Source organism: Streptomyces johnsoniae, from assembly GCF_031845565.1.
Lineage (GTDB): Bacteria > Actinomycetota > Actinomycetes > Streptomycetales > Streptomycetaceae > Streptomyces > Streptomyces johnsoniae.
Genome location: NZ_JAVREV010000015.1, coordinates 25,434 through 49,660 on the forward strand (window position 1 = coordinate 25,434; position 24,227 = coordinate 49,660).

At 73.1% G+C, this 24,227-nt stretch carries 22 protein-coding genes; 17 read left to right on the forward strand and 5 right to left on the reverse strand.

Features of this window, described 5'->3' with window-relative positions; translation table 11 throughout:
- The first annotated feature begins 9 nt into the window (after positions 1 to 9).
- From RM779_RS24150 to der, 11 genes are all read left to right on the forward strand, one after another.
- On the forward strand, positions 10 to 2,199 hold the full coding sequence (locus RM779_RS24150) for a tetratricopeptide repeat protein (RefSeq protein WP_394813376.1): 2,190 nt from the start codon (positions 10 to 12) through the stop codon (positions 2,197 to 2,199).
- 77 nt (positions 2,200 to 2,276) lie between these two features.
- Positions 2,277 to 3,392 (forward strand): alanine dehydrogenase, encoded by a 1,116-nt coding sequence (ald, locus tag RM779_RS24155; RefSeq protein WP_311620019.1) that lies wholly within the window; start codon positions 2,277 to 2,279, stop codon positions 3,390 to 3,392.
- Positions 3,393 to 3,869: 477 nt separating this feature from the next.
- Positions 3,870 to 4,904, forward strand: coding sequence for a ParA family protein (locus RM779_RS24160; RefSeq protein ID WP_394813377.1), 1,035 nt, complete (start codon positions 3,870 to 3,872; stop codon positions 4,902 to 4,904).
- Positions 4,901 to 5,473: a hypothetical protein gene (locus RM779_RS24165; protein WP_311619855.1), complete on the forward strand. Its 573-nt coding sequence runs from the start codon at positions 4,901 to 4,903 to the stop codon at positions 5,471 to 5,473. The genes RM779_RS24160 and RM779_RS24165 overlap by 4 nt, the downstream gene beginning before the upstream one ends.
- Positions 5,463 to 6,563, forward strand: a complete 1,101-nt coding sequence (locus RM779_RS24170; RefSeq protein ID WP_311619856.1) for a segregation and condensation protein A — start codon at positions 5,463 to 5,465, stop codon at positions 6,561 to 6,563. The genes RM779_RS24165 and RM779_RS24170 overlap by 11 nt, the downstream gene beginning before the upstream one ends.
- Entirely contained in the window at positions 6,560 to 7,198 is a 639-nt protein-coding gene (scpB, locus tag RM779_RS24175; RefSeq protein WP_311619857.1) for an SMC-Scp complex subunit ScpB, read from the forward strand. The genes RM779_RS24170 and scpB overlap by 4 nt, the downstream gene beginning before the upstream one ends.
- Positions 7,198 to 8,169, forward strand: coding sequence for a pseudouridine synthase (locus tag RM779_RS24180; protein ID WP_311619858.1), 972 nt, complete (start codon positions 7,198 to 7,200; stop codon positions 8,167 to 8,169). The genes scpB and RM779_RS24180 overlap by 1 nt, the downstream gene beginning before the upstream one ends.
- A 42-nt stretch (positions 8,170 to 8,211) precedes the next feature.
- The gene (locus RM779_RS24185) at positions 8,212 to 9,297 is read left to right on the forward strand and encodes a prephenate dehydrogenase (protein WP_311619859.1); all 1,086 of its coding nucleotides are present in this window, start codon (positions 8,212 to 8,214) and stop codon (positions 9,295 to 9,297) included.
- A gap of 154 nt (positions 9,298 to 9,451) precedes the next feature.
- Complete coding sequence (cmk, locus tag RM779_RS24190; protein ID WP_311619860.1) at positions 9,452 to 10,141, forward strand: (d)CMP kinase; 690 nt, start codon at positions 9,452 to 9,454, stop codon at positions 10,139 to 10,141.
- Positions 10,138 to 10,776, forward strand: coding sequence for a lysophospholipid acyltransferase family protein (locus RM779_RS24195; protein WP_311619861.1), 639 nt, complete (start codon positions 10,138 to 10,140; stop codon positions 10,774 to 10,776). Before cmk ends, RM779_RS24195 begins: the two co-directional genes overlap by 4 nt.
- 59 nt (positions 10,777 to 10,835) lie before the next feature.
- A complete protein-coding gene (gene der, locus RM779_RS24200) occupies positions 10,836 to 12,302 on the forward strand; it encodes a ribosome biogenesis GTPase Der (RefSeq protein ID WP_311619862.1) in 1,467 nt (488 codons plus the stop codon).
- A 28-nt stretch (positions 12,303 to 12,330) separates the two neighbouring features.
- Here the strand turns inward: der and RM779_RS24205 are convergent, their stop codons facing one another.
- Both RM779_RS24205 and RM779_RS24210 read right to left on the reverse strand, forming a co-directional pair.
- Positions 12,331 to 12,630 (reverse strand): hypothetical protein, encoded by a 300-nt coding sequence (locus RM779_RS24205; protein ID WP_253195115.1) that lies wholly within the window; start codon positions 12,628 to 12,630, stop codon positions 12,331 to 12,333.
- A gap of 124 nt (positions 12,631 to 12,754) precedes the next feature.
- Complete coding sequence (locus RM779_RS24210; protein WP_311619863.1) at positions 12,755 to 13,579, reverse strand: hypothetical protein; 825 nt, start codon at positions 13,577 to 13,579, stop codon at positions 12,755 to 12,757.
- 421 nt (positions 13,580 to 14,000) lie between these two features.
- Here RM779_RS24210 and RM779_RS24215 point away from each other — a divergent pair, with 421 nt between their 5' ends.
- On the forward strand, positions 14,001 to 14,216 hold the full coding sequence (locus tag RM779_RS24215; RefSeq protein WP_311619864.1) for a hypothetical protein: 216 nt from the start codon (positions 14,001 to 14,003) through the stop codon (positions 14,214 to 14,216).
- Positions 14,217 to 14,235: 19 nt separating this feature from the next.
- Here the strand turns inward: RM779_RS24215 and RM779_RS24220 are convergent, their stop codons facing one another.
- Entirely contained in the window at positions 14,236 to 15,195 is a 960-nt protein-coding gene (locus RM779_RS24220; protein ID WP_311619865.1) for a phosphatase PAP2 family protein, read from the reverse strand.
- Positions 15,196 to 15,570: 375 nt separating this feature from the next.
- Between RM779_RS24220 and RM779_RS24225 the strand changes: the two genes are divergently transcribed.
- The 3 genes from RM779_RS24225 (at position 15,571) to RM779_RS24235 (ending at position 19,697) form a co-directional block, all read left to right on the forward strand.
- A complete protein-coding gene (locus tag RM779_RS24225) occupies positions 15,571 to 17,148 on the forward strand; it encodes an MFS transporter (RefSeq protein ID WP_311619866.1) in 1,578 nt (525 codons plus the stop codon).
- A 10-nt stretch (positions 17,149 to 17,158) separates the two neighbouring features.
- Positions 17,159 to 18,346 carry an acyl-CoA dehydrogenase family protein gene (locus RM779_RS24230; RefSeq protein WP_311619867.1) on the forward strand — a complete coding sequence of 396 codons (1,188 nt, stop codon included), beginning with the start codon at positions 17,159 to 17,161 and terminating at the stop codon, positions 18,344 to 18,346.
- A gap of 88 nt (positions 18,347 to 18,434) precedes the next feature.
- Entirely contained in the window at positions 18,435 to 19,697 is a 1,263-nt protein-coding gene (locus RM779_RS24235) for a glycosyltransferase family 39 protein (protein ID WP_394813378.1), read from the forward strand.
- A gap of 37 nt (positions 19,698 to 19,734) precedes the next feature.
- Here RM779_RS24235 and RM779_RS24240 read toward each other — a convergent pair whose 3' ends face one another.
- Positions 19,735 to 20,178, reverse strand: a complete 444-nt coding sequence (locus RM779_RS24240; RefSeq protein ID WP_077062243.1) for a cell division protein SepF — start codon at positions 20,176 to 20,178, stop codon at positions 19,735 to 19,737.
- A gap of 371 nt (positions 20,179 to 20,549) precedes the next feature.
- Here RM779_RS24240 and RM779_RS24245 point away from each other — a divergent pair, with 371 nt between their 5' ends.
- Both RM779_RS24245 and RM779_RS24250 read left to right on the forward strand, forming a co-directional pair.
- A complete protein-coding gene (locus RM779_RS24245) occupies positions 20,550 to 21,470 on the forward strand; it encodes a S1 family peptidase (RefSeq protein WP_394813379.1) in 921 nt (306 codons plus the stop codon).
- 459 nt (positions 21,471 to 21,929) lie between these two features.
- Positions 21,930 to 23,012: a S1 family peptidase gene (locus RM779_RS24250; RefSeq protein ID WP_311619868.1), complete on the forward strand. Its 1,083-nt coding sequence runs from the start codon at positions 21,930 to 21,932 to the stop codon at positions 23,010 to 23,012.
- 111 nt (positions 23,013 to 23,123) lie between these two features.
- Here RM779_RS24250 and RM779_RS24255 read toward each other — a convergent pair whose 3' ends face one another.
- Entirely contained in the window at positions 23,124 to 24,149 is a 1,026-nt protein-coding gene (locus RM779_RS24255) for an aspartate-semialdehyde dehydrogenase (RefSeq protein ID WP_311619869.1), read from the reverse strand.
- Positions 24,150 to 24,227: the final 78 nt, after the last annotated feature.

Here is a 24,227-nt window from a genome sequence, read left to right on the forward strand (position 1 = left end):
GCTCGGCCCGTGACGGATGTGACCGAACAGACAGTCACCGGCGGGGCCGGCTCTCCCGGATTCCTCGGCCGCAGAAGCGAGCTGGCCGCGCTGCACTCCGACGTGGAGAAGGCCGGCCTCCACACCCTCGCCGGCCGCCCCGTGGCCCGCGGCCGGGTCCTGCTGATCGCCGGCCGTCCCGGCAGCGGGAGAACGGCGCTGGCCGAGGAGTTCGCCGCCGGGATCAGCGGCGGCGCCGACTACCCGGACGGGCTGCTGCGCGCCCGGCTGACCGAGCCGGGCGGCAGCCCGGTGCCCGTCGAACGCGTCGTGCGCGACCTGCTGACGGAGCTGGGCGCCGACGCCCCGCCCGGGGCCGAAGAGGACGAGCTGGCCGACATCCTGCGCGAGGCGCTCGACGGGCGCCGCGTCGTGCTGCTGCTCGACGACGTCTACAGCGCCGAGCAACTCGCCGAGCTGGTGCCCGACCACCGCGACTGCCTGGTGGTGGCCGTCTCGCGCGGGCCGCTTCCCAAGGTGCCCGACGTCCGCCCCTGCACCATCGGTGCCCTGGACCGGATCACCGCCGTGTCGCTGCTGGAGCGGGGCGCGGGCGATGTCCGCATCACCGTGGACCCCGGCGCGGCCGACACCCTGGCCGAGGCGTGCGGCCACCAGCCCGCCGCCCTCGTTCTCGTGGCCGGCTGGCTGGCCGCGCACCCGGAGGCCACCGTCGCCGACGCCGTGCGGCGCATGGCCGAGGCGGGAGATGCCGCGGCCGCCTCCGGCGAGGCCGCCGAGCAGGAGGCGGACGAGGACGCCGCTCCGCCCCCCTCGTCCGCCCCGCCCGGTTTCCCGGCCCCGCCCCCGTACCCGCCGCCCGACGCCGCGGACGAGCCGCTGCGCCGCGCGTTCCGCCTCGCGCACGCCGCGCTGCCCGCGCCCGCGGCCCGGATGCTGCGGCTGCTCGCGCTGGCCCCGGCGGGCCTGGTCGACGCGCACACCGCCGCCGCCCTGGCCGGCTGCCCCGTGCCGACCGCCCGCACCGCCCTGGCCGGCTTCGCCGCCGCGGGGCTGCTGCGGCCTGTGCCCGCCCGCGAGGGCGCGGGCGGCGGCGCCCAGTACCTGGTGCCCGGCTGCCTGGACGCGCTGTTGCGGGCGCTGCTGCACGCCGGGGACCGGCCCGCGGAGATCCTGCTCGCGCGTGCCCGCATGCTGGAGCGGACCGTCCGGCTGCTGCGCGCCTGCCACGCGGTCACCGAGCCGCAGGGCACGCCGGCCCGCGCGTGGCTGGCGGGCCTGCCCGGTTCCCTCCGGTTCGCCGGACGCGCCGAGGCGGCCGGCTGGCTGGCCTCCCGGCAGCCGGCGCTGCTGGCCGCCGCCCGCCTGGTCGTGGCGGACGGGCAGCTCGACACGCTCGCCCGCCGCCTGGTGAGCGCCCTCAGCCGCGCCCTGATCGCCCACCGCGGCGCGGAGGCGGCGGCCCCGGAGCTGTACCGGCTGCACGAGCTGGTGCTCGGCGTCGCCGAGCGCCAGAACCTGCCGAGGGAACGTGCCGCCGCGCTGCTCAACCTCGGCGACATCGACGCTCGCACGGGCCGCCTGGCCGAGGCCCTTCAGCGGTACCGGGCCGCCCTGGAGGCGGCCAGGAGCGAACGGGACCAGGCCGACCCGCTGGCCGTCGGCCGCACTCTGGAGTCCATCGCGGGCACCTACGCGGAGCTCGGCGACTGGCAGCGGGCCGCCGACTGGTACAGCAGGGCCGTCGCGCTCGCCCAGTCCCGCGGCGACCTGCTCGCGCAGGCGCGGCTGCACGGCCGCATCGCCGCCGCGTGGACCTACACCGGCAACTGGCCCGAGGCGCTGCGCGCCTGGCGCGCAGCCGCCGCGGCGCACCGCAGGACGGGGGACGCGCGTGCCCACGCGCGGGCTGTCGCGGAGACGGCGCGGGTGCAGGAGTACGCGGGCAGGCTTCAGGAGGCGGGCCGCACGGGGGAGGAGGCGCTGCGGCTGGCGGAACGGTCGGGCGACCGCCGCCTCCAGGCCGCGCTGCGCCTGCGCCTCGCCGACAGCGCCGACCGGCTCGGCCACTCCGCGGCCGCCGCTGCCCACCGTTCCGCGGCCCAGGCGCTCCTGGCCCGGACCCGCCCGGTGGAATCCTCTGTGACTACAGAGGGAAACAGTAATGAAACAGAGCTAGAGTCGCCGAAAATTGACTGAAAGCAAGGCTGTACATCGGTCAATCCTTCATTAGAATGGCTGCCGTAACCCTCCGTGACGCAAGGACCGTGATCGACGTGAAGGTCGGCATCCCCCGTGAGGTCAAAAACAACGAGTTCCGCGTGGCCACCACCCCGGCCGGAGTGCATGAGCTCGTCACCGGCGGACACCAGGTTTACGTGGAGCGGGGCGCCGGCCTCGGCTCCGCCATTCCCGACGACGAGTACGCCGCGGCCGGGGCCGAGCTGGTCGCGGACGCCGACGAGGTGTGGGCCAGGGCGGACCTGGTCCTGAAGGTCAAGGAGCCAGTGGCCGAGGAGTACCACCGGCTGCGCAAGGACCAGGTGCTGTTCACCTACCTCCATCTGGCCGCCTCCCGCGCGTGCACCGACGCGCTGCTGCGCTCCGGCACCACGGCCATCGCCTACGAGACGGTCGAGGGGCCGGGCCGCCAGCTCCCGCTGCTGGCCCCGATGTCGGAGGTGGCCGGGCGGATCGCGCCGCAGGTGGGCGCCTACCACCTGATGCGTTCCGCCGGCGGGCGCGGTGTGCTGCCCGGCGGCGTGCCCGGCACCCCGGCGGCCTCGGCCGTCGTCATCGGCGCCGGGGTCTCGGGGTGGAACGCCACGCAGATCGCGGTCGGCATGGGCTTCCAGGTCACCGTCCTGGACAAGGACATCGCCAAGCTCCGCGAGGCCGACCGGATCTTCGGCACCCAGGTACGGACCGTGGCCGCCAACGCCTTCGAGGTCGAACGGGCGGTGCTCGCCGCCGACCTGGTCGTCGGCGCGGTACTCGTGCCGGGGGCCAGGGCGCCCAAGCTGGTGACCAATGAGACGGTGGCGCGCATGAAGCCGGGCAGTGTTCTTGTCGACATCGCGATCGACCAGGGCGGCTGTTTCGCCGACTCGCGCCCGACGACGCACGCGGACCCCACGTTCGCGGTCCATGAATCGCTCCTCTACTGCGTCGCCAATATGCCGGGCGCGGTGCCGAGCACGTCCACCCACGCGCTCACCAGCGCGACGCTGCCGTATATCGTGGAGCTGGCCAACCAGGGCTGGCAGCAGGCCGTTCGCCGTGACCCGGCGCTCGCCGCGGGGGTCAATGTGCACGACGGCCACGTCGTCTGCGGCCCGGTGGCGCAGGCGCACGACCTGCCGCACGCGGAGCTGCACGCGGTGCTCGGCTGATACGCGGGCGCGGTCAACTCCCGGCGTCAACATCGGGAATGTCACACCACGCCGGGCGCGAACCCGGCGCGTCGGCGCGGAGCGGGCGTCGCGCGCGCCGTCGCGCGGCGGCCAACTCGTCGCGAACGTAGTGCTTTAACCGATTCGTGCGCCGTTGAATCGTCCCACTGACGCGTCTTGTGGCCTTGACAACCGAATGTTCGAGGCCCGACACATCCGTGCCGGTCCGGCGGATTGTGTTGCTGCGAACCACCGACACGCCATAGAGTCGCCAAACGTCGGCATGGTGCAACGCTGACCCTGTCTAGAAGTTTCCTGGTCCCCAAGGAGGTAAGACGACTTGTGAATGAGTCGACAATTACTCCCCGGGGGGGACAACCAGGGGTCCCGGAGCGGCATCAGGGCGCCTCGGAGCCGGCGGGCCACAGGAGCTCCGTCGCTGTCCATTCCTACGCAACCCACCAGAGCCAGCCGAGCATGACAGCGCATCAGAGCACGGACAGCCATGACGCCAATGCCATGGCAGGAGACCGAACGGGCGGCGAGGCCGGCCGTTTCCCCGACTACGAAGAGCTTCCGGACGGGCAGTTCTACGACCCGGACGCGGAGTACGAGCCCGATCCCGAGTACGCGGCCACCATCGCCCCCGATGCGGCCCGGCAGCGCCGGGAGCGCATCGGACCGACCGGCCGTCCGCTGCCGTACTTCCCCATTCCCGGGCCGCTCACCGAGCGCGGTCCGGCCAAGATCATCGCCATGTGCAACCAGAAGGGCGGGGTCGGCAAGACGACCTCGGCCATCAATCTGGGGGCCGCGCTGGCGGAGTACGGCCGCCGTGTGCTGCTGGTCGACTTCGACCCGCAGGGCGCGCTGTCCGTCGGCCTCGGGGTCAACCCGATGGAGCTCGACCTCACCGTCTACAACCTGCTCATGGAGCGGGGGATGGCGCCGGACGAGGTGCTGCTGAAGACGGCGGTCGCCGGCATGGACCTGCTGCCGAGCAACATCGACCTCTCGGCGGCCGAGGTGCAGCTCGTCAGCGAGGTGGCCCGCGAGTCCACCCTCCAGCGGGCGCTGCAACCGCTGCTCGGCGACTATGACTTCGTCATCATCGACTGCCAGCCCTCGCTCGGCCTCCTCACGGTGAACGCGCTTACCGCGGCGCACAAGGTGATCGTTCCGCTCGAGTGCGAGTTCTTCGCCCTGCGCGGGGTGGCACTGCTCACCGAGACGATCGAGAAGGTGCAGGAGCGGCTGAACCCGGAGCTGCGCCTCGACGGCATCCTGGCGACGATGTACGACTCCCGCACGGTGCACAGCCGGGAGGTACTCGCCCGGGTCGTGGAGGCGTTCGACGACAACGTCTACCACACCGTCATCGGGCGCACCGTCCGCTTCCCCGAGACCACGGTCGCCGGGGAGCCGATCACCACGTATGCCTCCAACTCGGTGGGGGCGGCGGCGTATCGCCAGCTGGCCAGGGAGGTGCTCGCCCGGTGCCACGCCGAGTGAGTCTCCCGGCGGCCGACGAACTGTTCCGTAGTACCGGAGGGGCCGCGGTGCAGCCCTCGTCCCCTCCCGAGAACGCCGGCGGCACCGCCGAGAGCCCTTCCGCGCCGCGGGTGCCCTCCCCCTCCCCGGGGGAGCAGGCGCCCGGCGGTGAGGAGGGCGAGGGCACGCGGCAGCAGGAGCCGAAGACCGCGGGCCGCACGCCGGGCGCGGGCCGCGAGGCGGCCGTGCCCGGGCAGCCCAAGCGCGAGCCCGCCGGCCGTCAGACGCCGTCCGGCGCGGGCAAGAGCGCCCGGGCGAACAGCACGGGCGCCGCACCGGCGAACGAACGGCGCCGCGGGCGCAGCCCTCGCCGCCCCAGCGGGCGTGAGCGCCACGACGAGAAGATCACGGTCTACGTCTCCGCCGAGGAGCTGATGGACCTGGAGCACGCCAGGCTGGTGCTGCGCGGCGAGCACGGTCTCGCCGTGGACCGCGGCCGCATCGTGCGCGAGGCCGTCGCCGTCGTCCTGGCCGATCTGGAATCCCGCGGCGACGCGAGCATCCTCGTGCGCCGCCTGCGTGGCCGTTGACCCCCGGGTGACCACCCCGGCACGCCACCGGCGCCTGCTCGGCCGCGGCCCGGGAACGCAGCTTCCCGAAGCCGCTCCCGCGCCCGCCGGTGAAACTCCCGAGGAGCCGGCCGATGCCGGCGCCGGGACTCCGGCGGCGGGCGCCGAGCCGCCGCCGCCCGCCACGGCCGAGGAGCCCTCCGAGGCCGCGGCCGAGCCAGCGGCCGAGGAAGCCGCCGCAGACCCGGAGGAGTCCGCGGACGGTGCCCAGGACGCGGACGACGGGCGGTTCAAGGTCGTTCTCGAAAACTTCGAGGGGCCGTTCGACCTGCTGCTCCAGCTCATCTCCCGGCACAAGCTGGACGTCACCGAGGTCGCCCTCTCCCGCGTCACCGATGAATTCATGGCCCACATCCGTGCCATGGGCCCGGACTGGGACCTCGACCAGACCACCGAGTTCCTGGTGGTCGCGGCCACCCTGCTGGACCTGAAGGCCGCCAGGCTGCTGCCCACCGCCGAGGTCGAGGACGAGGCCGACCTGGCGCTGCTGGAGGCCCGCGACCTCCTCTTCGCGCGGCTGCTCCAGTACCGCGCCTACAAGCGGGTCGCGGATATCTTCAACGACCGCCTGGCCGCTGAGGCCAGCCGCCATCCGCGCACCGTCGGCCTCGAACCGCACCACGCCGAGCTGCTGCCCGACGTCGTCATCCGCATCGGCCCCGAGGGGTTCGCCCGCCTCGCGGTGAAGGCCATGCAGCCCAAGCCGAAGCCGCAGGTGTACGTCGACCACATCCACGCCCCGCTGGTCAGCGTGCGCGAACAGGCCGAGGTCCTCGTCGCGCGGCTGAGGGAGCTGGGCCGGGCCGACTTCGCCGAGCTGACCCGCGACGCCCAGGACACGCTCACCGTCGTGGCCCGCTTCCTCGCCCTGCTAGAGCTGTACCGGGAGCGTGCCGTGACGCTCGACCAGGACGAGGCGCTCGGCCCGTTGATCATCAGCTGGCAGGGGGCCGAGCCGGGGCGTCCGCTGGTCACCGACGAGTTCGACCAGGCCGTGCCGCGGGAGACGGCGGACGGGGCCCGGGAGGAAGGAAAGGCGCAGCTTTCATGAGCGAGGACACCACCACCGCGGCACCGCCCGCGCAGCCGCCGCTGAAGCCCTCGCTGGAAGCGGTCCTCATGGTCGTCGACGAGCCGGCCACCGAGGAGCACCTGGCGAAGGTGCTCGACCGGCCGCGGCGCGCGGTGGCGGCCGCGCTGCGCGAGCTGGCCGACGAGTACACGCGCGAGGGCCGCGGCTTCGAGCTGCGGCTGATCGCGGGTGGCTGGCGCTACTACACCAGGCCCGAGTACGGGGCGGCCGTCGAGGGCTTCGTCCTGGACGGCCAGCACGCCCGGCTCACGCAGGCCGCCCTGGAGACGCTGGCGGTCGTCGCCTACCGGCAGCCGGTCACCCGTTCCCGGGTCTCCGCCGTCCGCGGCGTGAACTGTGACGGTGTCATGCGCACCCTGCTCCAGCGCGGGCTGGTGGCCGAGGCGGGCACCGAACCCGAAACAGGTGCGATCCTGTATGTGACGACGCACTACTTCCTGGAGCGGATGGGCCTGCGCGGCCTTGACGAGCTACCCGAGCTGGCGCCCTTCCTCCCCGAGGCGGAGCAGGTCGAGGGCGAGAGCCAGGAGGGAGTGCCGTCGTTCGACGTGGACGAAGAAGACGACACCGGCGACTCCCCAACGGATCATTGATGCGAAGCAGCGGCAGGAACAGCAACCGGAACTACCGGGGCGCGGGCAACAGCCGCGACGACCGGCAGCAGAGCTCGGGCCGGCCCCGCCCGGAGGAGCGCAGGTACGGCAGCGGCGGCGGCCCGGCGCCGCGCAAGAAGCGGGCCGCTCCGGCGCGTTCCCGCGAGTACGACGCGCAGATCGAGGAGCGCAACCGCGCGCGCCACGACAAGCCGGCGGGGCCGCGCCTCCCCAAGACGTTCGGCGACCAGGAGGGCGAGCGCCTCCAGAAGGTGCTGGCCCGCGCCGGGCTCGGCTCCCGGCGGGCGTGCGAGGAGCTGATCGACCAGGCCAGGGTCGAGGTGAACGGCAAGATTGTCACCTCCCAGGGGCGGCGGGTGGACGCGGACAAGGACGAGATCAGGGTGGACGGTCTGACCGTCGCCACCCAGTCGCACCTGTTCTTCGCGCTGAACAAGCCGGTCGGCGTCGTGTCCTCGATGGAGGACCCCGACGGCAGGCAGTGCCTGGGCGACTACGTGCAGAACCGCGAGACGCGGCTGTTCCACGTGGGCCGGCTCGACACCGACACCGAGGGCCTGATCCTGCTGACGAACCACGGCGAGCTGGCCCACCGCCTCACGCACCCGAAGTACGGCGTGACCAAGGGCTACCTCGCCGCCATCCAGGGGCCGATCCCACGCGACCTCGGCAAGCGGCTGAAGGCGGGCGTGGAGCTGGAGGACGGCTACGCCCGCGCCGACAGCTTCCGGGTCGTGCAGAACACCGGGCGCAACTACCTGGTCGAGGTCTCGCTGCACGAGGGCCGCAAGCACATTGTGCGCCGTATGCTCGCCGAGGCGGGCTTCCCGGTGGACAAGCTGGTCAGGACCAGGTTCGGGCCGATCGTGCTGGGCGACCAGAAGTCGGGCTGGCTGCGGAGGATGACCAACACCGAGGTGGGCCGGCTGATGCGCGAGGTGGGCCTGTAACGGGCGGCCCTGCGCCGCCGCCCGCGGCACTACGCTGGAACGATGCGCACCGCCCTCGTCATCGGCACCGGCCTGATCGGTACCTCCCTCGCCCTCGCCCTCTCCGGCCGGGGCGTGCGGGTGCACCTGGCCGACACCGACCCGGACCGGTCCCGAACGGCCGCCGCCCTCGGCGCCGGCACCGAGGAGCAGCCCGAGGGCCGGGTCGACCTCGCGGTGATCGCCGTGCCGCCCGCCCTGATCGCCCCCACCGTGGCCGGTCTCCAGCGCCGCGGCGCGGCCCGCGCCTACGCGGACGTCGGCAGCGTCAAGGGCGGCCCGCGCCGCGAGTTGGCCGGTCTCGGCGGCGACACGGCCTCCTACCTCGGCTCGCACCCCATGGCGGGCCGGGAGCGCTCCGGGCCGCTGGCCGCGACCGCCGACCTCTTCGAGGGCAGGCCGTGGGTGCTCACGCCCACGCCTGACACCGAGACCGAGGTGCTGAACCTCGTACTCGAGCTGGTCGCGCTGTGCCGCGCGGTGCCCGTCGTCATGGACGCGGACGCGCACGACCGGGCCGTCGCGCTGGTCTCGCACGCTCCGCAGCTGCTGTCCAGCCTGCTGGCCGCGCGGCTCGGCACCGCGGACGAGTCCGCGGTCCGGCTGTGCGGGCAGGGGGTCCGGGACGTGACCAGGCTGGCGGCCTCGGAGCCCCGCATGTGGCTGGACATCCTCGCGGCCAACCCGGGGCCCGTCGCCGACGTCCTCGCCGAGCTGGCCGCTGACCTGGAGGAGACCATCCGCTCGCTGCGCGCCCTGGAGGCAGCGGACGAGGCCAAGCGCGAGGGCGGCGCCGCGGGCATCGAGGCCGTGCTGCGGCGGGGGAACGCGGGCCGGGAGCGGGTGCCGGGCAAGCACGGGGCCGCGCCGGCCGCGTATGAGACGGTGGCGGTGCTCATCACGGACCAGCCGGGCGAGCTGGCCCGCATCTTCGCCGACGCCGGGCGGGCCGGGGTCAATATCGAGGATGTGCGCATCGAGCACGCCACCGGGCAGCAGGCCGGTCTCGTTCAGCTGATGGTCGAGCCGGTGTCCGCACCCGTCCTGATCGCGTCGCTGCGCGAGCGGGGCTGGTCGATCCGGCAGTAGGGCCGCCACCCGGGTGCCGGTACGCTTCTTCTGGTGAGGGCCCTTTTCTTGAGCGGGGCGTCGGCCCTTGCCGGGGGGCGCCGGGCCCTCCATGCCTCTCCCGCGCCGAGCATGAGGCGCACGGGACCCGTCTTTGAGAAAGGTGCGCACCGCCGTGGCTGAATCCTCCGTCATCGTCGCCATCGATGGCCCCTCCGGCACGGGAAAGTCCAGCACCTCCAAGGCCGTCGCCACGCGCCTGTCCCTCGGCTTCCTCGACACCGGCGCCCAGTACCGGGCCATGACGTGGTGGATGCTGGCCAACGGCATCGACGTCAAGGACCCCGTGGCCGTCGCCGGCGCCTGCGACAAGCCCCTGATCGTCTCCGGCACCGACCCCCAGGGGCCCACCATCACGGTGGACGGCGCGGACGTCTCGGCGCCGATCCGCACCTCCGAGGTCACCGCGGCGGTCAGCGCGGTGAGTGCCGTACCCGAGGTGCGGGTCCGGATCACCGAGCTGCAGCGGACCATCGCGGCCGAGGCCCCCGGCGGCATCGTCGTCGAGGGCCGGGACATCGGCACCACGGTGCTGCCCGCCGCCGACGTCAAGGTCTTCCTGACCGCCTCACCCGAGGTGCGGGCCGCGCGGCGCAGCGCGGAGCTGAAGGGGAAGGACGCGGCCGATGTGGCCGCCACCCGGGAGGCGCTCGTCAAGCGGGACGCGGTCGACTCGGGCCGCAAGGCGTCGCCGCTGGCCAAGGCGGACGACGCGGTGGAGGTGGACACCAGCGAGCTGACGCTCGGGCAGGTCGTCGAGTGTGTGGTCACCCTGGTCGAAGAGTGGAAGCGGCGGGCACGGTGACCCCGCCCGCCGCCCGCGGCGCGGCGGCCGGACGCCGCCTGTCGGTCGGCGTGATCCACACCGTCTGGCGGCCCCGCGTGCTCGGCGCCTGGCGGGTGCCCGCCGCCGGCCCCGTCATCCTCGCCGTCAACCACGCGCACAATGTCGACGGCCCGGTGCTGATGGGCACCGCGCCGCGCCCGGTGCACTTCCTCGTCAAGCAGGAGGCGTTCATCGGGCCGCTGGGCACGTTCCTGCGCGGCATCGGTCAGATCGGGGTCGACAGGTCGGGCGCGGACCGCGCCGCCGTCACCTCCGCGCTCGCGGTGCTCGACGCGGGCGGGGTGCTCGGCATCTTCCCGGAAGGGACCCGCGGCGTCGGGGACTTCGCCGCGCTGCGCTCGGGCCTGGCCTACTTCGCGCTGCGCGCGCAGGCGCCGGTCGTGCCCGTCGTCGTGCTCGGCAGCGGCGAGCGGCGGGGCCGGGTCATACCGGCGCTCCCGGCCGCGCGCTCCCGCATCGACGTGGTGTTCGGCGAGCCGGTCACCGTCGGTGGCGGGCGGCGCACCCGGGCGGCGCTCGACGAGGCGACGGCCCGCCTCCAGGAGAGCCTGGCCGCCCATCTGCGCGACGCCAGGCGGCGCACGGCCCGTTAGGGTCGGCCGTGCGTCCTCCACGCACTCAATCAACGGACACGGACGAGGTACAGGACTCCATGAACGACCAGAACCACCCGGGCAGCGCGGACGCGCACGGCGCGCTCGGCGACGCCGAGTACGCGGAGTTCATGGAGCTCGCCAGGGAGCAGGGCTTCGACGCCGAGGACATCGAGGGCGACCTCGCCGCGGCGGCGGCAGGACCGCTGCCGGTGCTCGCCGTCGTCGGGCGGCCGAACGTCGGCAAGTCGACCTTGGTCAACCGGATTCTCGGCCGCCGGGAGGCCGTCGTCGAGGACCGGCCCGGCGTCACCAGGGACCGCGTCACCTACGAGGCCGAGTGGGCCGGGCGGCGCTTCAAGGTGGTCGACACCGGCGGCTGGGAGCAGGACGTGCTGGGCATCCAGGCGTCCGTCGCCGCCCAGGCCGAGTTCGCCATCGAAACCGCCGACGCCGTCGTCCTCGTCGTGGACGCCACGGTGGGCGCGACCGACACCGACGAGGCCGTGGTCAAGCTGCTGCGCAGGGCGGGCAAGCCCGTCGTGCTGTGTGCCAACAAGGTCGACGGCTTCTCGATGGAGTCCGACGCCACCTACCTGTGGTCACTCGGCCTCGGCGAGCCGCACCCCGTCTCCGCCCTGCACGGCCGCGGCACGGGCGACATGCTCGACGCGGTGCTCGCGGTCATGCCGGACGCGCCCGCCGAGACGTTCGGCGACACGGCGGGCGGCCCGCGCCGCATCGCGCTGATCGGGCGGCCGAATGTCGGCAAGTCGTCCCTGCTGAACAAGGTGGCGCGCGAGGAGCGGGTGGTCGTCGACCCCGTGGCCGGGACTACGAGGGACCCGGTGGACGAGCTGATCGAGCTGGGCGGGAAGACCTGGCGATTCGTCGACACGGCGGGCATCAGGCGGCGGGTCCACCTCCAGGACGGTGCGGACTACTACGCCTCGCTGCGCACCGCCGCCGCCCTGGAGAAGGCGGAGGCCGCGGTGGTCCTGATCGACGTCAACGAGCCGATCAGCGTGCAGGACACCCGCATCATCACCATGGCCGTGGAGGCCGGCCGGGCCCTGGTGATCGCCTACAACAAGTGGGACGTCATGGACGAGGAGCGCCGGTTCTACCTGGAGCGGGAGATCGAGCAGGAGCTGGTCCAGGTGCAGTGGGCGCCGCGGGTCAACATCTCGGCGCGCACCGGCCGGCACGTCGAGAAGCTGGTGCCGGCCGTGGAGACGGCGCTGGAGAGCTGGGAGAGCCGGGTGCCGACCGGGAAGCTGAACGGGTTCCTCGGCCAGCTCGTGGCCTCCCACCCGCATCCGGTGCGCGGCGGGAAGCAGCCGCGGATTCTGTTCGGCACCCAGGCGGGCACGCGGCCCCCGCGCTTCGTGCTCTTCGCCTCCGGGTTCCTCGAAGCGAACTACCGCCGCTTCATCGAGCGGCGGCTGCGCGAGGAGTTCGGCTTCGAGGGCTCGCCGATCCAGGTCTCGGTCCGCGTGCGGGAGAAGCGCGGCCGGCGGAAGTGACGCCCCCCGGGCGCTGCCAGGAGCCGCCTCAGCGGCTCCTGGCAGCCTCGTGCGGGTCGCCGCCGCGCCGTCCGCCGGGGGGCAGCGCGGCCGGGCTCAGCCGCGCCGCCTGGGGGGTGCCGATGCCGCCGTACCCGGCGTATCCGGGCTCACGCCAGCGCCAACTGCCCGCGCCCACGCCGTAGCTGGTCGAGAACGCCACGAAGCGCAGGTCCTCCTCGCCCGTGCGGTCCCCGGGCAGCGCCCGGAACAGCCTGCGGTACTCGGCGCACAGGGCGTCGTAGATGGGCGTCGCCGAGGGCGCCGGCCGCTCGTAGGACGAACGCATGCCGGGGATGTGCCGGTGGCTGGGCTGGGGCCTGGAGGATTCGTAAGCGTGCACATCGTTCCAACGAGCGGGCGCCGCACCGGATGCGGTCCTGCCCCCCGATCGTCCGCCGCCCGCGCGCCACTCAGGTGCCCGCGAGGGGCATGGCGGCGGCGACCAGGGTGCCGCCGGCGGCGGCCTTCTCCAGGGCGTCGCGGAGCAGGTCCTCCCGCGGCTGCTGCCCGATGGAGCCGGCGGGCGCGGCGTACACGAGCACGGTGTGCCGCTGGTTGGCGCTGGCCCGCCAGCCGTCGGTCAGGGTGAGCGGCTGGTGCGCCTGCCACCAGGCGCTCGGCTGTCCGCCGGCCGGATTGCCCTGGAGGACGGCGTGCAGCTGGCCCATGGCGATGAGCACCGACCAGCCGGGCAGCAGCGACGGCTCGGTGGCGACGTTCGTGACGGGCAGGAAGCCCGCCTCGATCAGCAGCGGCAGGAAGTCGTCGCCCGGTCCCGTGGAGCCGGGGCGGGCGATCGGGCCCGTGGGTTCGACGACGATCGCCGGGTGCAGGTCGTTGCCGAGCAGGATCTGCCCGCAGGTCACGCCGAGGACGGCCTGACCGGTCTCGCCGGCGTTACCGGCCGCCGCGGCCGGCGACGCCGGGGACACCGGTGCGGCGGGTGCGGGCACGGCGGTCTGGCCGGTGATGGACCGCACGGCGCCCTGGAGCTGCTCCTCGGAGACGGAGACCACTTGGGAGGGGATGCAGGAGGCGTGGGCGAACGCGAGCACCGCCGTCTCCCCGCCGACGAACAGGACCGTGCTGGTGCGCTCCTGTCCGGGGTTGCCCGGGGTGCGGCATGAGGTGCAGTCGTAGCTGCCCGGGGCGTTCTCGCCGGCGAGCAGGCGATCGGCTTCTTCGTCGCCGATCTCGGCGCGTACGTCGTCGCTGACGTCGAGCAAGGGGGACACTGTCGGCTCCTCGGTTGGGGGTCTTCCCCGCGCTCCGCGGCGGGGTGCCCCGTGCACAACGGCGGGAGCCGCGCGGGGTCACGCCGGGTGGGCCGGAATCGAACGGCGAGTCGTCCGCCGTCGCGAACCCCGCACGGGTGAGCGACCTCCCGTCGGTGGTGAGCTGCTATAAACCATCCGTTCACCGTGTTCACAGGAAAGGTGAATACGAGGCGTTCACAACGGGCCTGCCGCATTCGCCTCACCGGCCTCTCGGAATTACATACGAAGGGCGGTGACACCATTAAGGGCGGTCCATTAATTACAGAACGTGCACGTTACGCCGAACGGGTGGGCGGGGGGTCCGCTGTGACACAAGCGTGACAGTCCCCTGATCCTGGCGGGACTTCCGGGTGGTCGGACGAGGCCGTACGGTGGCGGCATGGCACCGATTCCGCGTCCGCCGAGGACCCCCGACGACAGCCCCGAGGAGTACGTCGGCCTGGACGCCGACGCGGCGGAGCGGCGGGCCCACGGCCGCGGGTGGCCCCGCGTCCGGCGCCTCGCGCCGGACGCGATCATCACCATGGAGCACATGCCCGGCCGGCTCAACCTCGCGGTGCGCGACGGCCGCGTCGTCCGCTGCTGGCACGGCTGACGGCGGCCCCCGCGCCGCCTCAGTGGCTGCTGACCGGCCGCGCCGGGTGCTCGGGGCAGCTCGGGTGCGTGCGGCCCGGCTGCCGCAGCCGCCCCCCGTTCACCCCGCGGGGTGCGGTGCCGGCCCTGCTCCCGGCGGTCACCGCGGGCTCCGTGCGCGAGCGCGGCTCCTCGGACGTGCGGCCGGCCGTGGCGGGCAGGTGCTGCGGCACATCGAACGCGGGCACGGCGCCGCGCGGCTGCCCCGGCACCCCGTAGAGCCGGTCCCGCAGCAAGAACACGTAACGCTCGACCGTCGCGATCAGCGGCTCGCACCAGGGCAGGGCCAGCAGCACGAGCAGTCCGGCCGCCCAGCCGAGGAGCACGTCGCTCACCCAGTGGGTGCCGAGGTAGACGGTGGTGGCCCCCACGCCGAGCGCGAAGACCGCGGCGATGACCGACAGCGTCCGCCTGGCCCGGGGGGTGGTGGCCAGGTAGGCGAGGATGCCCCAGGTCACGACGGCGTTGGCGGTGTGTCCGGAGGGAAATATATCGCCGGTCAGCCACATCTCGTTCGAACCGATGACGTTGGCGTAGTGCGGGCCCTCGCGGCCCATCCCCAGCTTCGCGGCGCCGACCGACAGGTTGAGCAGGAGCAGGGCGCTGGCCATCACCAGCAGCGGGCGCAGCGTCCGCTGCCGCCAGCAGCGCCAGCCGAGCCACGCGGCGATCAGCACGGCCGTGGGGCCGCGCTGGCCCAGGACGACGAAATAGTCCAGAAACGCGTGCATGCCGGGCCACTGCTTGTACGGCCGGAACAGCATCACCTGCCAGTCCAGGTCGACCAGCCAGGTGGTCGCCCACACCGCCGCCACTGTCACCGCGTAGAACCCCAGGGTGGCCCACAGGAGCATCAAGCGGGTACGGCTCATAACAGGAGCCGGCACGTTCGGCGGCTGCGGCTCCTGTTCGAGGCGGGCTAGGAATCGGTCGGTACGCACACTCGCCAGATTACAGCCCGTGATAGCGGGCTTCCTGCTGCGGCCCGCCTTCGTAATGGCGATGTGATGTAGGGCTGACATTTTCCGCCATCCTATTTCCCGGCTTTACGAAATTCCGGGAGGCCCGGATTTGCCGTGACGGTGGTGCGGAACGGGCTTCCGCCGTCGCATTCCGCGGCAATGTCCAGGTGAACAACGTGCACGGCGCGTTACCCGCCGCGGTGCCCGGGGGCGGGCGGGGGAGCGGTGGGTCGGGAGGACCGGGCTGTCGTAGTCTGTCTGACCATCTGCCCTCTTCACCGTGCCCGGCGCGCGCGCACCGCCGGGTTTCCCCCGCGGTGGCGAGGGGACGGCGCAAGACAGGGAGGTGCGTTGATGTCCGGGGCGACCCCACCCGGAATCCCCGCTCAGGACCGCAGCCGCTGGACGGTTCTCGTCGTCCTCTGTGCCAGCCTGCTCCTCGTCGCCGTCGACGCCACCGTGCTGCACGTCGCCGTGCCCGCCGTGAGCGAGGACCTGCGGCCGAGCGGCGTGGAACTGCTGTGGATCGTCGACGTCTATCCCCTGGCCTGCGCGGCGCTGCTCATTCTCTTCGGCACCCTCGGCGACCGCGTCGGGCGGCGCCGGGTACTGCTGATCGGCTACGCCTGCTTCGCCCTCGCCTCCGCGCTCGCCGCCTGGGCCGCCACCCCCGCGGTGCTGATCCTGGCCCGCGGGCTGCTCGGCGTCGGCGGCGCGATGATCATGCCCGCCACGCTCTCGATCCTGCGGCAGGTCTTCCCCGACCGGCGCGAACGGGCGCTGGCCATCGGCATCTGGAGCGCGGTCGCGGCCGTGGGCGCCGCGATAGGCCCGCTGGTCGGGGGCGTACTCCTGGAACACTTCTGGTGGGGATCGGTCTTCCTGATCAACATTCCGCTGATGGCCGTGTGCCTGCCGGTCGGCGCGCTGGTGCTGCCGGAGTCCACCGGCGACCGGCGGGGGCCGTGGGACGTGGGCGGCGCGCTGCTGGCCGCGGCCGGTCTCTTCGCCGTGATCCTCGCGGTCAAACGGGCCGGCGGCGGCGACCTGTTCACCCCGGGCACCGCGGCCGCGGCGGGGCTCGGCTGCGGGCTCCTGGCCGCGTTCGTGCGCAGGCAGCGGCGGCGCCGGGAGCCGCTGATCGACCTGTCCGCGTTCTCCCGGCCGGCGTTCGGCACCTCGGTGGGCTGCATCGTGCTCACGGTGCTTTCCCTGGTGGGCCTGGCCCTGGTCGCCGCCCAGTACCTGCAACTCGTCCTGGGTCTTTCCCCGTTGCAGACCGGGCTGCGGCTGCTGCCGCTGAGCCTGGCCGCGATCGCCGCCGGGCTGGCCGGCTCCCGCATGCTCCAGTGTCTCGGCCCGCGCCGCATGGTCGCGCTGGGCTTCGCGCTGACGGCGGTGGCCGTGCTGACGCTCACCTGCCTGGACGACCACGACCGCCCGCTGGTCATGTCCGTCGGCTTCGTGCTGCTCGGCTTCGGCCTTGAGACCACGCTGTTCGGGTCGTACGAGTCGATGCTCAGCGACGTTCCGGCGGGGCAGGCCGGGGGAGCGGCGGCCATCGGGGAGACCGCTTACCAGTTCGGGGGCGGCCTCGGTATCGCCCTGCTCGGCAGTGTCATGAACGCCATGTACGCGCCCGCGGTGCGCCGGGTGGACGGCGTCGGCGCGGCGGACACCGAGTCGGCCGGGCACTCGCTGGGCGAGGCGCTCACCGTGGCGGCCAGGATCGGCGGGGACCCCGGGGAGGCGCTGCGTGACGCGGCGCGTGACGCGTTCGTGCACGGGATGCACATGACGCTGCTGGCCAGCGCGCTGCTGCTGGTCGCGGGCGCGTTCGCGGCGCTGCGCCTGCCGCGCGAGCTGACCGGCCACACCGCGCGGGACGAGAAGGCCCCGACGCTCTTGCCGAGCGGGGTTACCCGCCCGTAACGTCGGCGCCATGGCTGCCGGAATCCTGCCCCCGTTCGACCCCGCGGACCCGCTCGGCATCGACGACTTGCTCGACGACACGGACCGCGCGCTGCGGGCGACCGTGCGCGCGTGGGCCCGCGACCGGGTGCTGCCGCACATCGCCGAGTGGCACGAGCGGGGCGAGCTGCCCGACGTCCGCGGTCTGACCAAGGAGCTGGGCTCGCTCGGCGCCCTGGGCATGACGCTGGACGGCCACGGCTGCGCCGGGGCGTCGGCCGTGCAATACGGTCTGGTCTGCCTGGAGCTTGAGGCCGTCGACTCCGCGGTGCGCTCGCTGGTCTCGGTGCAGGGCTCGCTCGCGATGTACGCGATCCACCGGTTCGGTTCGGCGGAGCAGCGCGAGGGCTGGCTGCCGTCGATGGCCGCGGGGGAGGCGATCGGCTGCTTCGCGCTGACCGAGCCCGACCACGGCTCGGACCCGGCCGGGATGCGGACCCGTGCCGAACGGGACGGCGGCGACTGGGTGCTGACCGGCAGGAAGACGTGGATCACCAACGGCTCGGTGGCTTCGGTCGCCGTCGTCTGGGCCCGGACGGAGGACGGCATCCGCGGCTTCGTGGTCCCCGCCGATACCCCGGGCTTCTCGGCGTCCGACATCCGGCACAAGGGTTCGCTGCGTGCCTCGGTCACCAGCGAGCTGGTGCTCGACGGGGTACGGCTGCCCGCCGCGGCCGCGCTGCCGGAGGGGCGCGGGCTGCGCGCACCGCTCGGCTGTCTGAGCCACGCCCGTTACGGCATCGTGTGGGGTGCCCTGGGGGCCGCACGCACCTGTCTGGAGACCGCACTCGACTACGCGCGCACCCGTGAGCAGTTCGGCCGGCCGATCGGCGGCTTCCAGCTCACCCAGGCCAAGCTCGCCGACATGGCCGTCGAACTGCACAAGGGGCTGCTGCTCGCCTCGCACCTCGGCCGCCGCCTCGACGCCGGGCGGCTGCGGCCGGAACAGGTCAGTTTCGGCAAGCTGAACAACGTTCGCGAGGCGCTGGCGATCTGCCGGACGGCGCGGACGATCCTCGGCGCGAACGGCATCTCCTACGCGTACCCGGTGATGCGCCACATGGCGAACCTGGAGTCGGTCCTCACCTACGAGGGCACCAGCGAGATGCACCAGCTGATCCTGGGCAAGGCCCTCACCGGCCTGGACGCGTTCGGCTGACCGCGTCCGCGGGCCGCGGCCCGCGGACGCGGGCCGGGCCGTTCGGGCCGGGTCGAGGGCCGCGGCGGGCATCACAGATAATCGGACCGTGACGGATCTCGCCAGCGCCGGTGCCCTGTCCGGAGAGGCCGGCCCCGACGGCCGCGCCGGCCGCGCCGCCCGTACGCTGCGGCGGCTGCGCGCGGTGGCGCCCGCGCTGCTCGGCTTCGCCGCCGTCCGGTTGCTGTGCGTCATGGTGCTGGCGCTGTGGGACCCGGCCGAGGACAAGGGCGTGGTGCGCCTGCTGTCCGGGCGCTGGGACTCCGTCTGGTACGCGAGCATCGCGGACGAGGGCTACGGCCGCACGGTCGTCGCGGACGACGGCGGGGTGCACTCCGACCTGGCCTTCTTTCCGCTGCTTCCCTGGCTCGAACGTCTGATCTCCGCCGTCTCACCGCTCTCCGCGGGGGAGGCTGGCCTGCTGGTGAGTGCCGTCGCCTCGCTCGCCGCGGCCTGGGCGCTTTTCGCCATCGGCGAGCGGCTGTACGGCCGCCGGGCGGGGGTGCTGCTCGCCGTGCTGTGGGCGGCGGTGCCGGTCGGGATCGTTCAGTCGATGGCCTACACCGAGGCGCTGTTCACGGCGCTCGCCGCCTGGTCGTTGTACGCCGTGCTCACCGGTCGGTGGCTGACGGCCGGGCTGCTGTCGGCCGCCACGGGGCTCTGCCGGCCGGCCGGCCTCGCGGTGGCCGCCGCGGTGGCCGCGGCCGCGCTGGCGGTGCTGCTCGCCGAACGGGCGGAGCGGCGCGCTGCGGAGCCCGCGGCGGAACGCACGGCGGAACGCACGGCGGGCGGGGCCGCCGGGCCGTGGCCGTGGGCGGCGCACCGGCGCATGCTGGCCGGCGTGCTGCTCGCGCCGCTGGGCTGGGCGGGCTACGTGCTGTGGGTGGGCGCGCGTACCGGCGAGCCGCTCGGCTACCTACGGGTGCAGGGGGACTGGGGCAACGGGTTCGACGGCGGGTGGGCGTTCGCCCGGTTCATCGGGGACCGGCTGGCCGGCGGCAACCCCGTGGCGGGCCTCGGGCTGTGCGCGGGGGTGGCGCTGCTGCTGTGGGTGTGCGTGCGGTGCGTGCGGATGGGGCTGCCGCTTCCGCTGCTGGTGTACGGCGGGGTGATGGTGGTGCTGGCGCTGTGCGCGGCGGGCTACTTCGGCAGCAAGCCCCGCCTGCTGCTCCCCGCGTTCCCCCTGCTGCTGCCCGCCGCGGTGGCGCTGGCCGGGGCGCGCGCCCGAGTGGTCGCGGTCGTGCTGGTCACGGCCGCGACCGGGGCGGCGCTCTACGGCGCCGTCTGGCTGACCGGCTCTGGGCCGCCGTGACCCGGCGGTCCGGCTCCGCCGTGACGGCGGAGCCGGGTCAGCTCTGGTTGAAGAATCCGCCTTCTGAGGCGTGGCGGCTGTCGCCGCTGACGACCTCGTAGTCGGCCGGGGTCAGCAGGAAGACGCGGGTGGCGACGCGCTCGATGTCGCCGCGCAGCCCGAACGTCAGCCCCGCGGCGAAGTCGACGACGCGCTTGGCGTCGGCGGATTCGAGCACCGTGAGGTTGACGACGACCGGGATGCCGTCCCGGAACAGCTCGCCGATGCGGCGGGCGTCCCGGAAGCTGCCGGGGGTGACGGTGGCGATCCTGCCGCCCTGCTCCTCGGCGGCCTCGGCCGCCACCCGGAGCCTGGGGTCCGTCGTCCACGACGGAGCCTTCTCCCCCGGCTCGGGCCCTTCGGCGTACTCATCGTCGTAGTAACGCATCTCGCTGTCGTCGACGAGGCCAAGCCAGGCACTCGCCTTGCGCACCGATCCCATGGTCGCCTCCTCTCTGCTACGCGGTCCCCTACCCGTCCGCGGCCCTCCTATGGTTGACCATGATGCGGACAATGCGCCAAGCGGATAGCCGCTTCGGGCCGCTTTCGTAACGGTTCTGGTGCATACGATGTGCCGTCTCATCAGCGGGATTGCGGTGTCGGGGCGCTGACGGAGAGTAAGTTGTGCACGCCCCGCCAACCGGGTGACACGGGGCGTGTCCGCTCTGACCGAAAGGCGTTCTTGGCAACAGGGCTGACGGCGAGAAGACTCAATGCAGCGCTTGTCAGGGGCATGCCGTACAGCGGGCTCCTGACCAGGCCTCACGGGCCGCTCACCCAGCGGCCCCTGATTCCTTAACTGGAGGAAGCCAAGTGAGTTTGAAGCGCACCAACCCCCACAGACGCGGGACCCGACGGCTGGGGCTGACCGCCGCCACGACGGGCCTGCTCGCCATGGCGGCATTCGTGATGCCGGGCTCCGCCCAGGCGGAGCCCGTGGAGACGTTCTCGGCCTCGCAGCTGGCCGCGGCCAGCGATGCGGTGCTGACCTCGGACGTCGACGGCGGCAAGGCGTGGACGGTCGACGAGGAGACGAACAGGGTTCTGCTCAGCGTCGACGAGACCGTCACGGACGCCGAGGTCGACAGCATCCTGAAGGACGCGGGCTCGCTCGCCGACGCCATCACGGTGGAGCACATGCCGGGCACGCTCGAGCGCTACATCGCGGGCGGCGACGCCATCTACGCCGACGCCGGCTGGCGCTGCTCGGCCGGAGTCAACGTCCAGTCCGGGAGCACGTACTACTTCATCACCGCGGGGCACTGCACCGAGGGCTTCCCCGACTGGTACACGAACTCCTCACTCAGCACCTACATCGGCCCGACGGCGGGCTCCAGCTTCCCGGGCAACGACTACGGGATCGTGCGCTACGACAGCTCTGTGCCGCACCCGGGCACGGTGAACCTGTACAACGGCTCCACGCGTGACATCACCGCCGCGGCCAACGCCTCCAACGGTCAGTCGGTGCAGCGCAGCGGCAGCACCACGGGCCTGCGCAGCGGCACGGTGACCGGGCTCAACTACACGGTCGACTACGGCGGCGGCGACGTCGTCTCCGGGCTGACGCGGACCAACGCCTGTGCCGAAGGCGGGGACAGCGGCGGCCCGTTCTTCTCCGGCAACACCGTGCTAGGCCTGACCTCGGGGGGCAGCGGCAACTGCTCCTTCGGCGGCACGACCTTCTACCAGCCGATCGTGGAAGCCCTCAACGCCTATGGCGTGAGGGTCATCTAGCGCCCCCGCGCCGGTAGTACGCACCGACCGCCCCCGCCCGCGCCCCGGGCGGGGGCGGTTTTTGTGTGGTGGGCGCGAGCGGAGTGGCCCAAGTCGCGTGCCGCGAGGCCGAAAAACGGACAGCCGGCACGAAGAACGGCCCGTAACAACGATTTTCAGACAGGTATAGACCTCACGGGGCAAGGATGCTCCCCTCACACCCGGTGACACTTGGGCGGCACGGGGTGCCTCCTCTGGGTGGCCTAGGCATGAAAACGCCGTGTGTTCTGGAGGGTTTACGCGTATTACACCGCGCAGTGTGATCGTATGTCCGGGGCAAGATCTCGTGCTTGTATGACTCAGCCATGGTGGGAATACTCGCCAACACCGCTTGGCATGGACGTGACCGACCTCGCAGGACTGGCCAAGTCCGTGCTCTCTCCGGAGCCAAAGGGCTCCAACCCCCACAGGAGGAAGAGCGTGACACACCGACGTACCTCACACCGGCGCATGGCCGTCGCAGCCACCGGGCTCGCGGCGCTCCTCGCCGGTTCGTTCGCCGTCACTCAGGCGAACGCCACCTCTCCCGCAACCGACGCCGTTCCCGACGTCCTCTCCTCGGCCGAGGCCGGTGAACTGGCCGGCTCCCTGGCCGGTCTGCTCAGCGACGAGGCCGCCGGCGGCACCTTCTACGACTCCGACGCCGAGACCCTCGTGGTCAACGTCGTGGACGAGGCCGCCGCGGACACGGTGCGGGAAGCAGGGGCCGAAGCCCGCGTGGTCGAGAACAGCCTCGCCACGCTGACCGAAGTCAGGGCCTCGGTCGAGGACTTCGCCGTACCGGGCACCGCCTGGTCGATCGACCCCGTCAGCAACACCGTGCGCGTCACCGTGGACAGCACGGTGACGGGCGAGGAACTGGCCTCGGTCCGTGACTCGGTGGAGGCCCTCGACGGCCTGGCCACGCTGGAGCAGCGGGCCGGCGAGTACCAGCCGTTCATCGCGGGCGGCGACGCCATCTACAGCTCGGGCGCGCGCTGCTCGCTCGGGTTCAACGTGTCGGTGGGCGGCCAGCCGGGCTTCCTGACCGCCGGGCACTGCGGATCGGTCGGCAGCAGCTGGTCCGACTCCTCCGGCGGTGGCGAGATCGGCACCATGACCGCGGGCGAGTTCCCTGGCGGCGACTACGCGCTCGTCGAGTACAGCGCGGACATCGACAACCCGAGCGCCGTCAACCGGTACGACGGCTCCTCCCAGGAGATCACCGGCGCCGCCGAGGCGACCGTCGGTCAGTCGGTGGAGCGCAGTGGCAGCACGACGGGCCTGCACGGCGGCGAAGTCACCGCCGTGGACGTCTCCGTGAGCTACCCGCAGGGCACGGTCAACGGCACCATCGAGACGACCGTCTGCGCCGAGCCCGGCGACAGCGGCGGCGCGCTGTTCTCCGGCTCCGACGCCCTCGGCATCACCTCGGGCGGCAGCGGCAACTGCTCCTCGGGCGGTCAGACGTTCTTCTACCCGGTGACGGACGCGCTCGACGCGGTGGGCGCGACCCTGCCGTAACGGGCCGACGGCACACCACCGTTCGCACGCACAAAGTTCCCCGCTCGCCCGCCCCGCAAGGGGCCGGGCGGGCGGGGAACCGCGTGTGCGGGGTCCTCGGGACCTCGGCGCTCAGCGCTCGGCGGCGACCAGCTCCGCGATCTGGACCGCGTTGAGCGCCGCCCCCTTGCGCAGATTGTCGCCGGAGACGAAGAGCGACAGGGCGTTGTCGGCCGTCTCGTCGCGGCGGATGCGGCCCACGTAGCTGGCGTCGCGCCCGGCGGCCTGCTGCGGGGTGGGGATGTCCGACAGTTCCACGCCCGCCGCGCCGGCCAGCAGCTCGCGCGCCTGGTCGGGCGGGAGGGGACGCGCGAAGCGGGCGTTGATCTGGAGGGAGTGGCCGGTGAAGACGGGGACGCGGACGCAGGTCCCCGACACCTTGAGGCCGGGGATCTCCAGGATCTTGCGGCTCTCGTTGCGCAGCTTCTGCTCCTCGTCGGTCTCGTCGAGGCCGTCGTCCACGATCGAGCCGGCCATCGGCAGCACGTTGAACGCGATGGGCCGCATGTACTGCTCGGGCGTGGGGAAGTCCACCGCGAGCCCGTCGAACGTGAGCCGGGCGGCGTCCTGGGCGACGGCGCCGCGCGTCTGCCGGTCCAGCTCCGCGACGCCGGAGAGCCCGCTGCCCGATACCGCCTGGTAGGTGGCCACGACCAGGGCGGTCAGCTCCGCCTCCGTGTGCAGGGGGCGCAGCACCGGCATGGCGGCCATCGTGGTGCAGTTCGGATTGGCGATGATTCCCTTGGGGCGCTGGGCGACGGCGTGCGGGTTGACCTCGGAGACGACGAGCGGGACCTCGGGGTGCATGCGCCAGGCGGAGGAATTGTCGATGACCACCGCGCCGGCCGACGCGACCTGCTCCGCCAGCTCCTTCGAGGTGGCCTTGCCCGCGGAGAACAGGGCGATGTCAAGACCGGAGAAATCGGCGGCCGCCGCGTCCTCGACCGTGATCGCGCCGTCCTGCCAGGGGAGCGTGCTGCCGGCGGACCTGGCCGAGGCGAACAGCCGAAGCTCGTCCACCGGGAACTTCCGTTCGGCCAGTATCTGCCGCATGACGCCGCCCACCTGGCCGGTGGCACCGATGATCCCGATTCTCATGACGCTCCTCGTGTCCGTTGCGGGTCTCCAGACCTGCTCCTACCCTGCACCGGATGGCCGGACGACGGCGAATTCTTT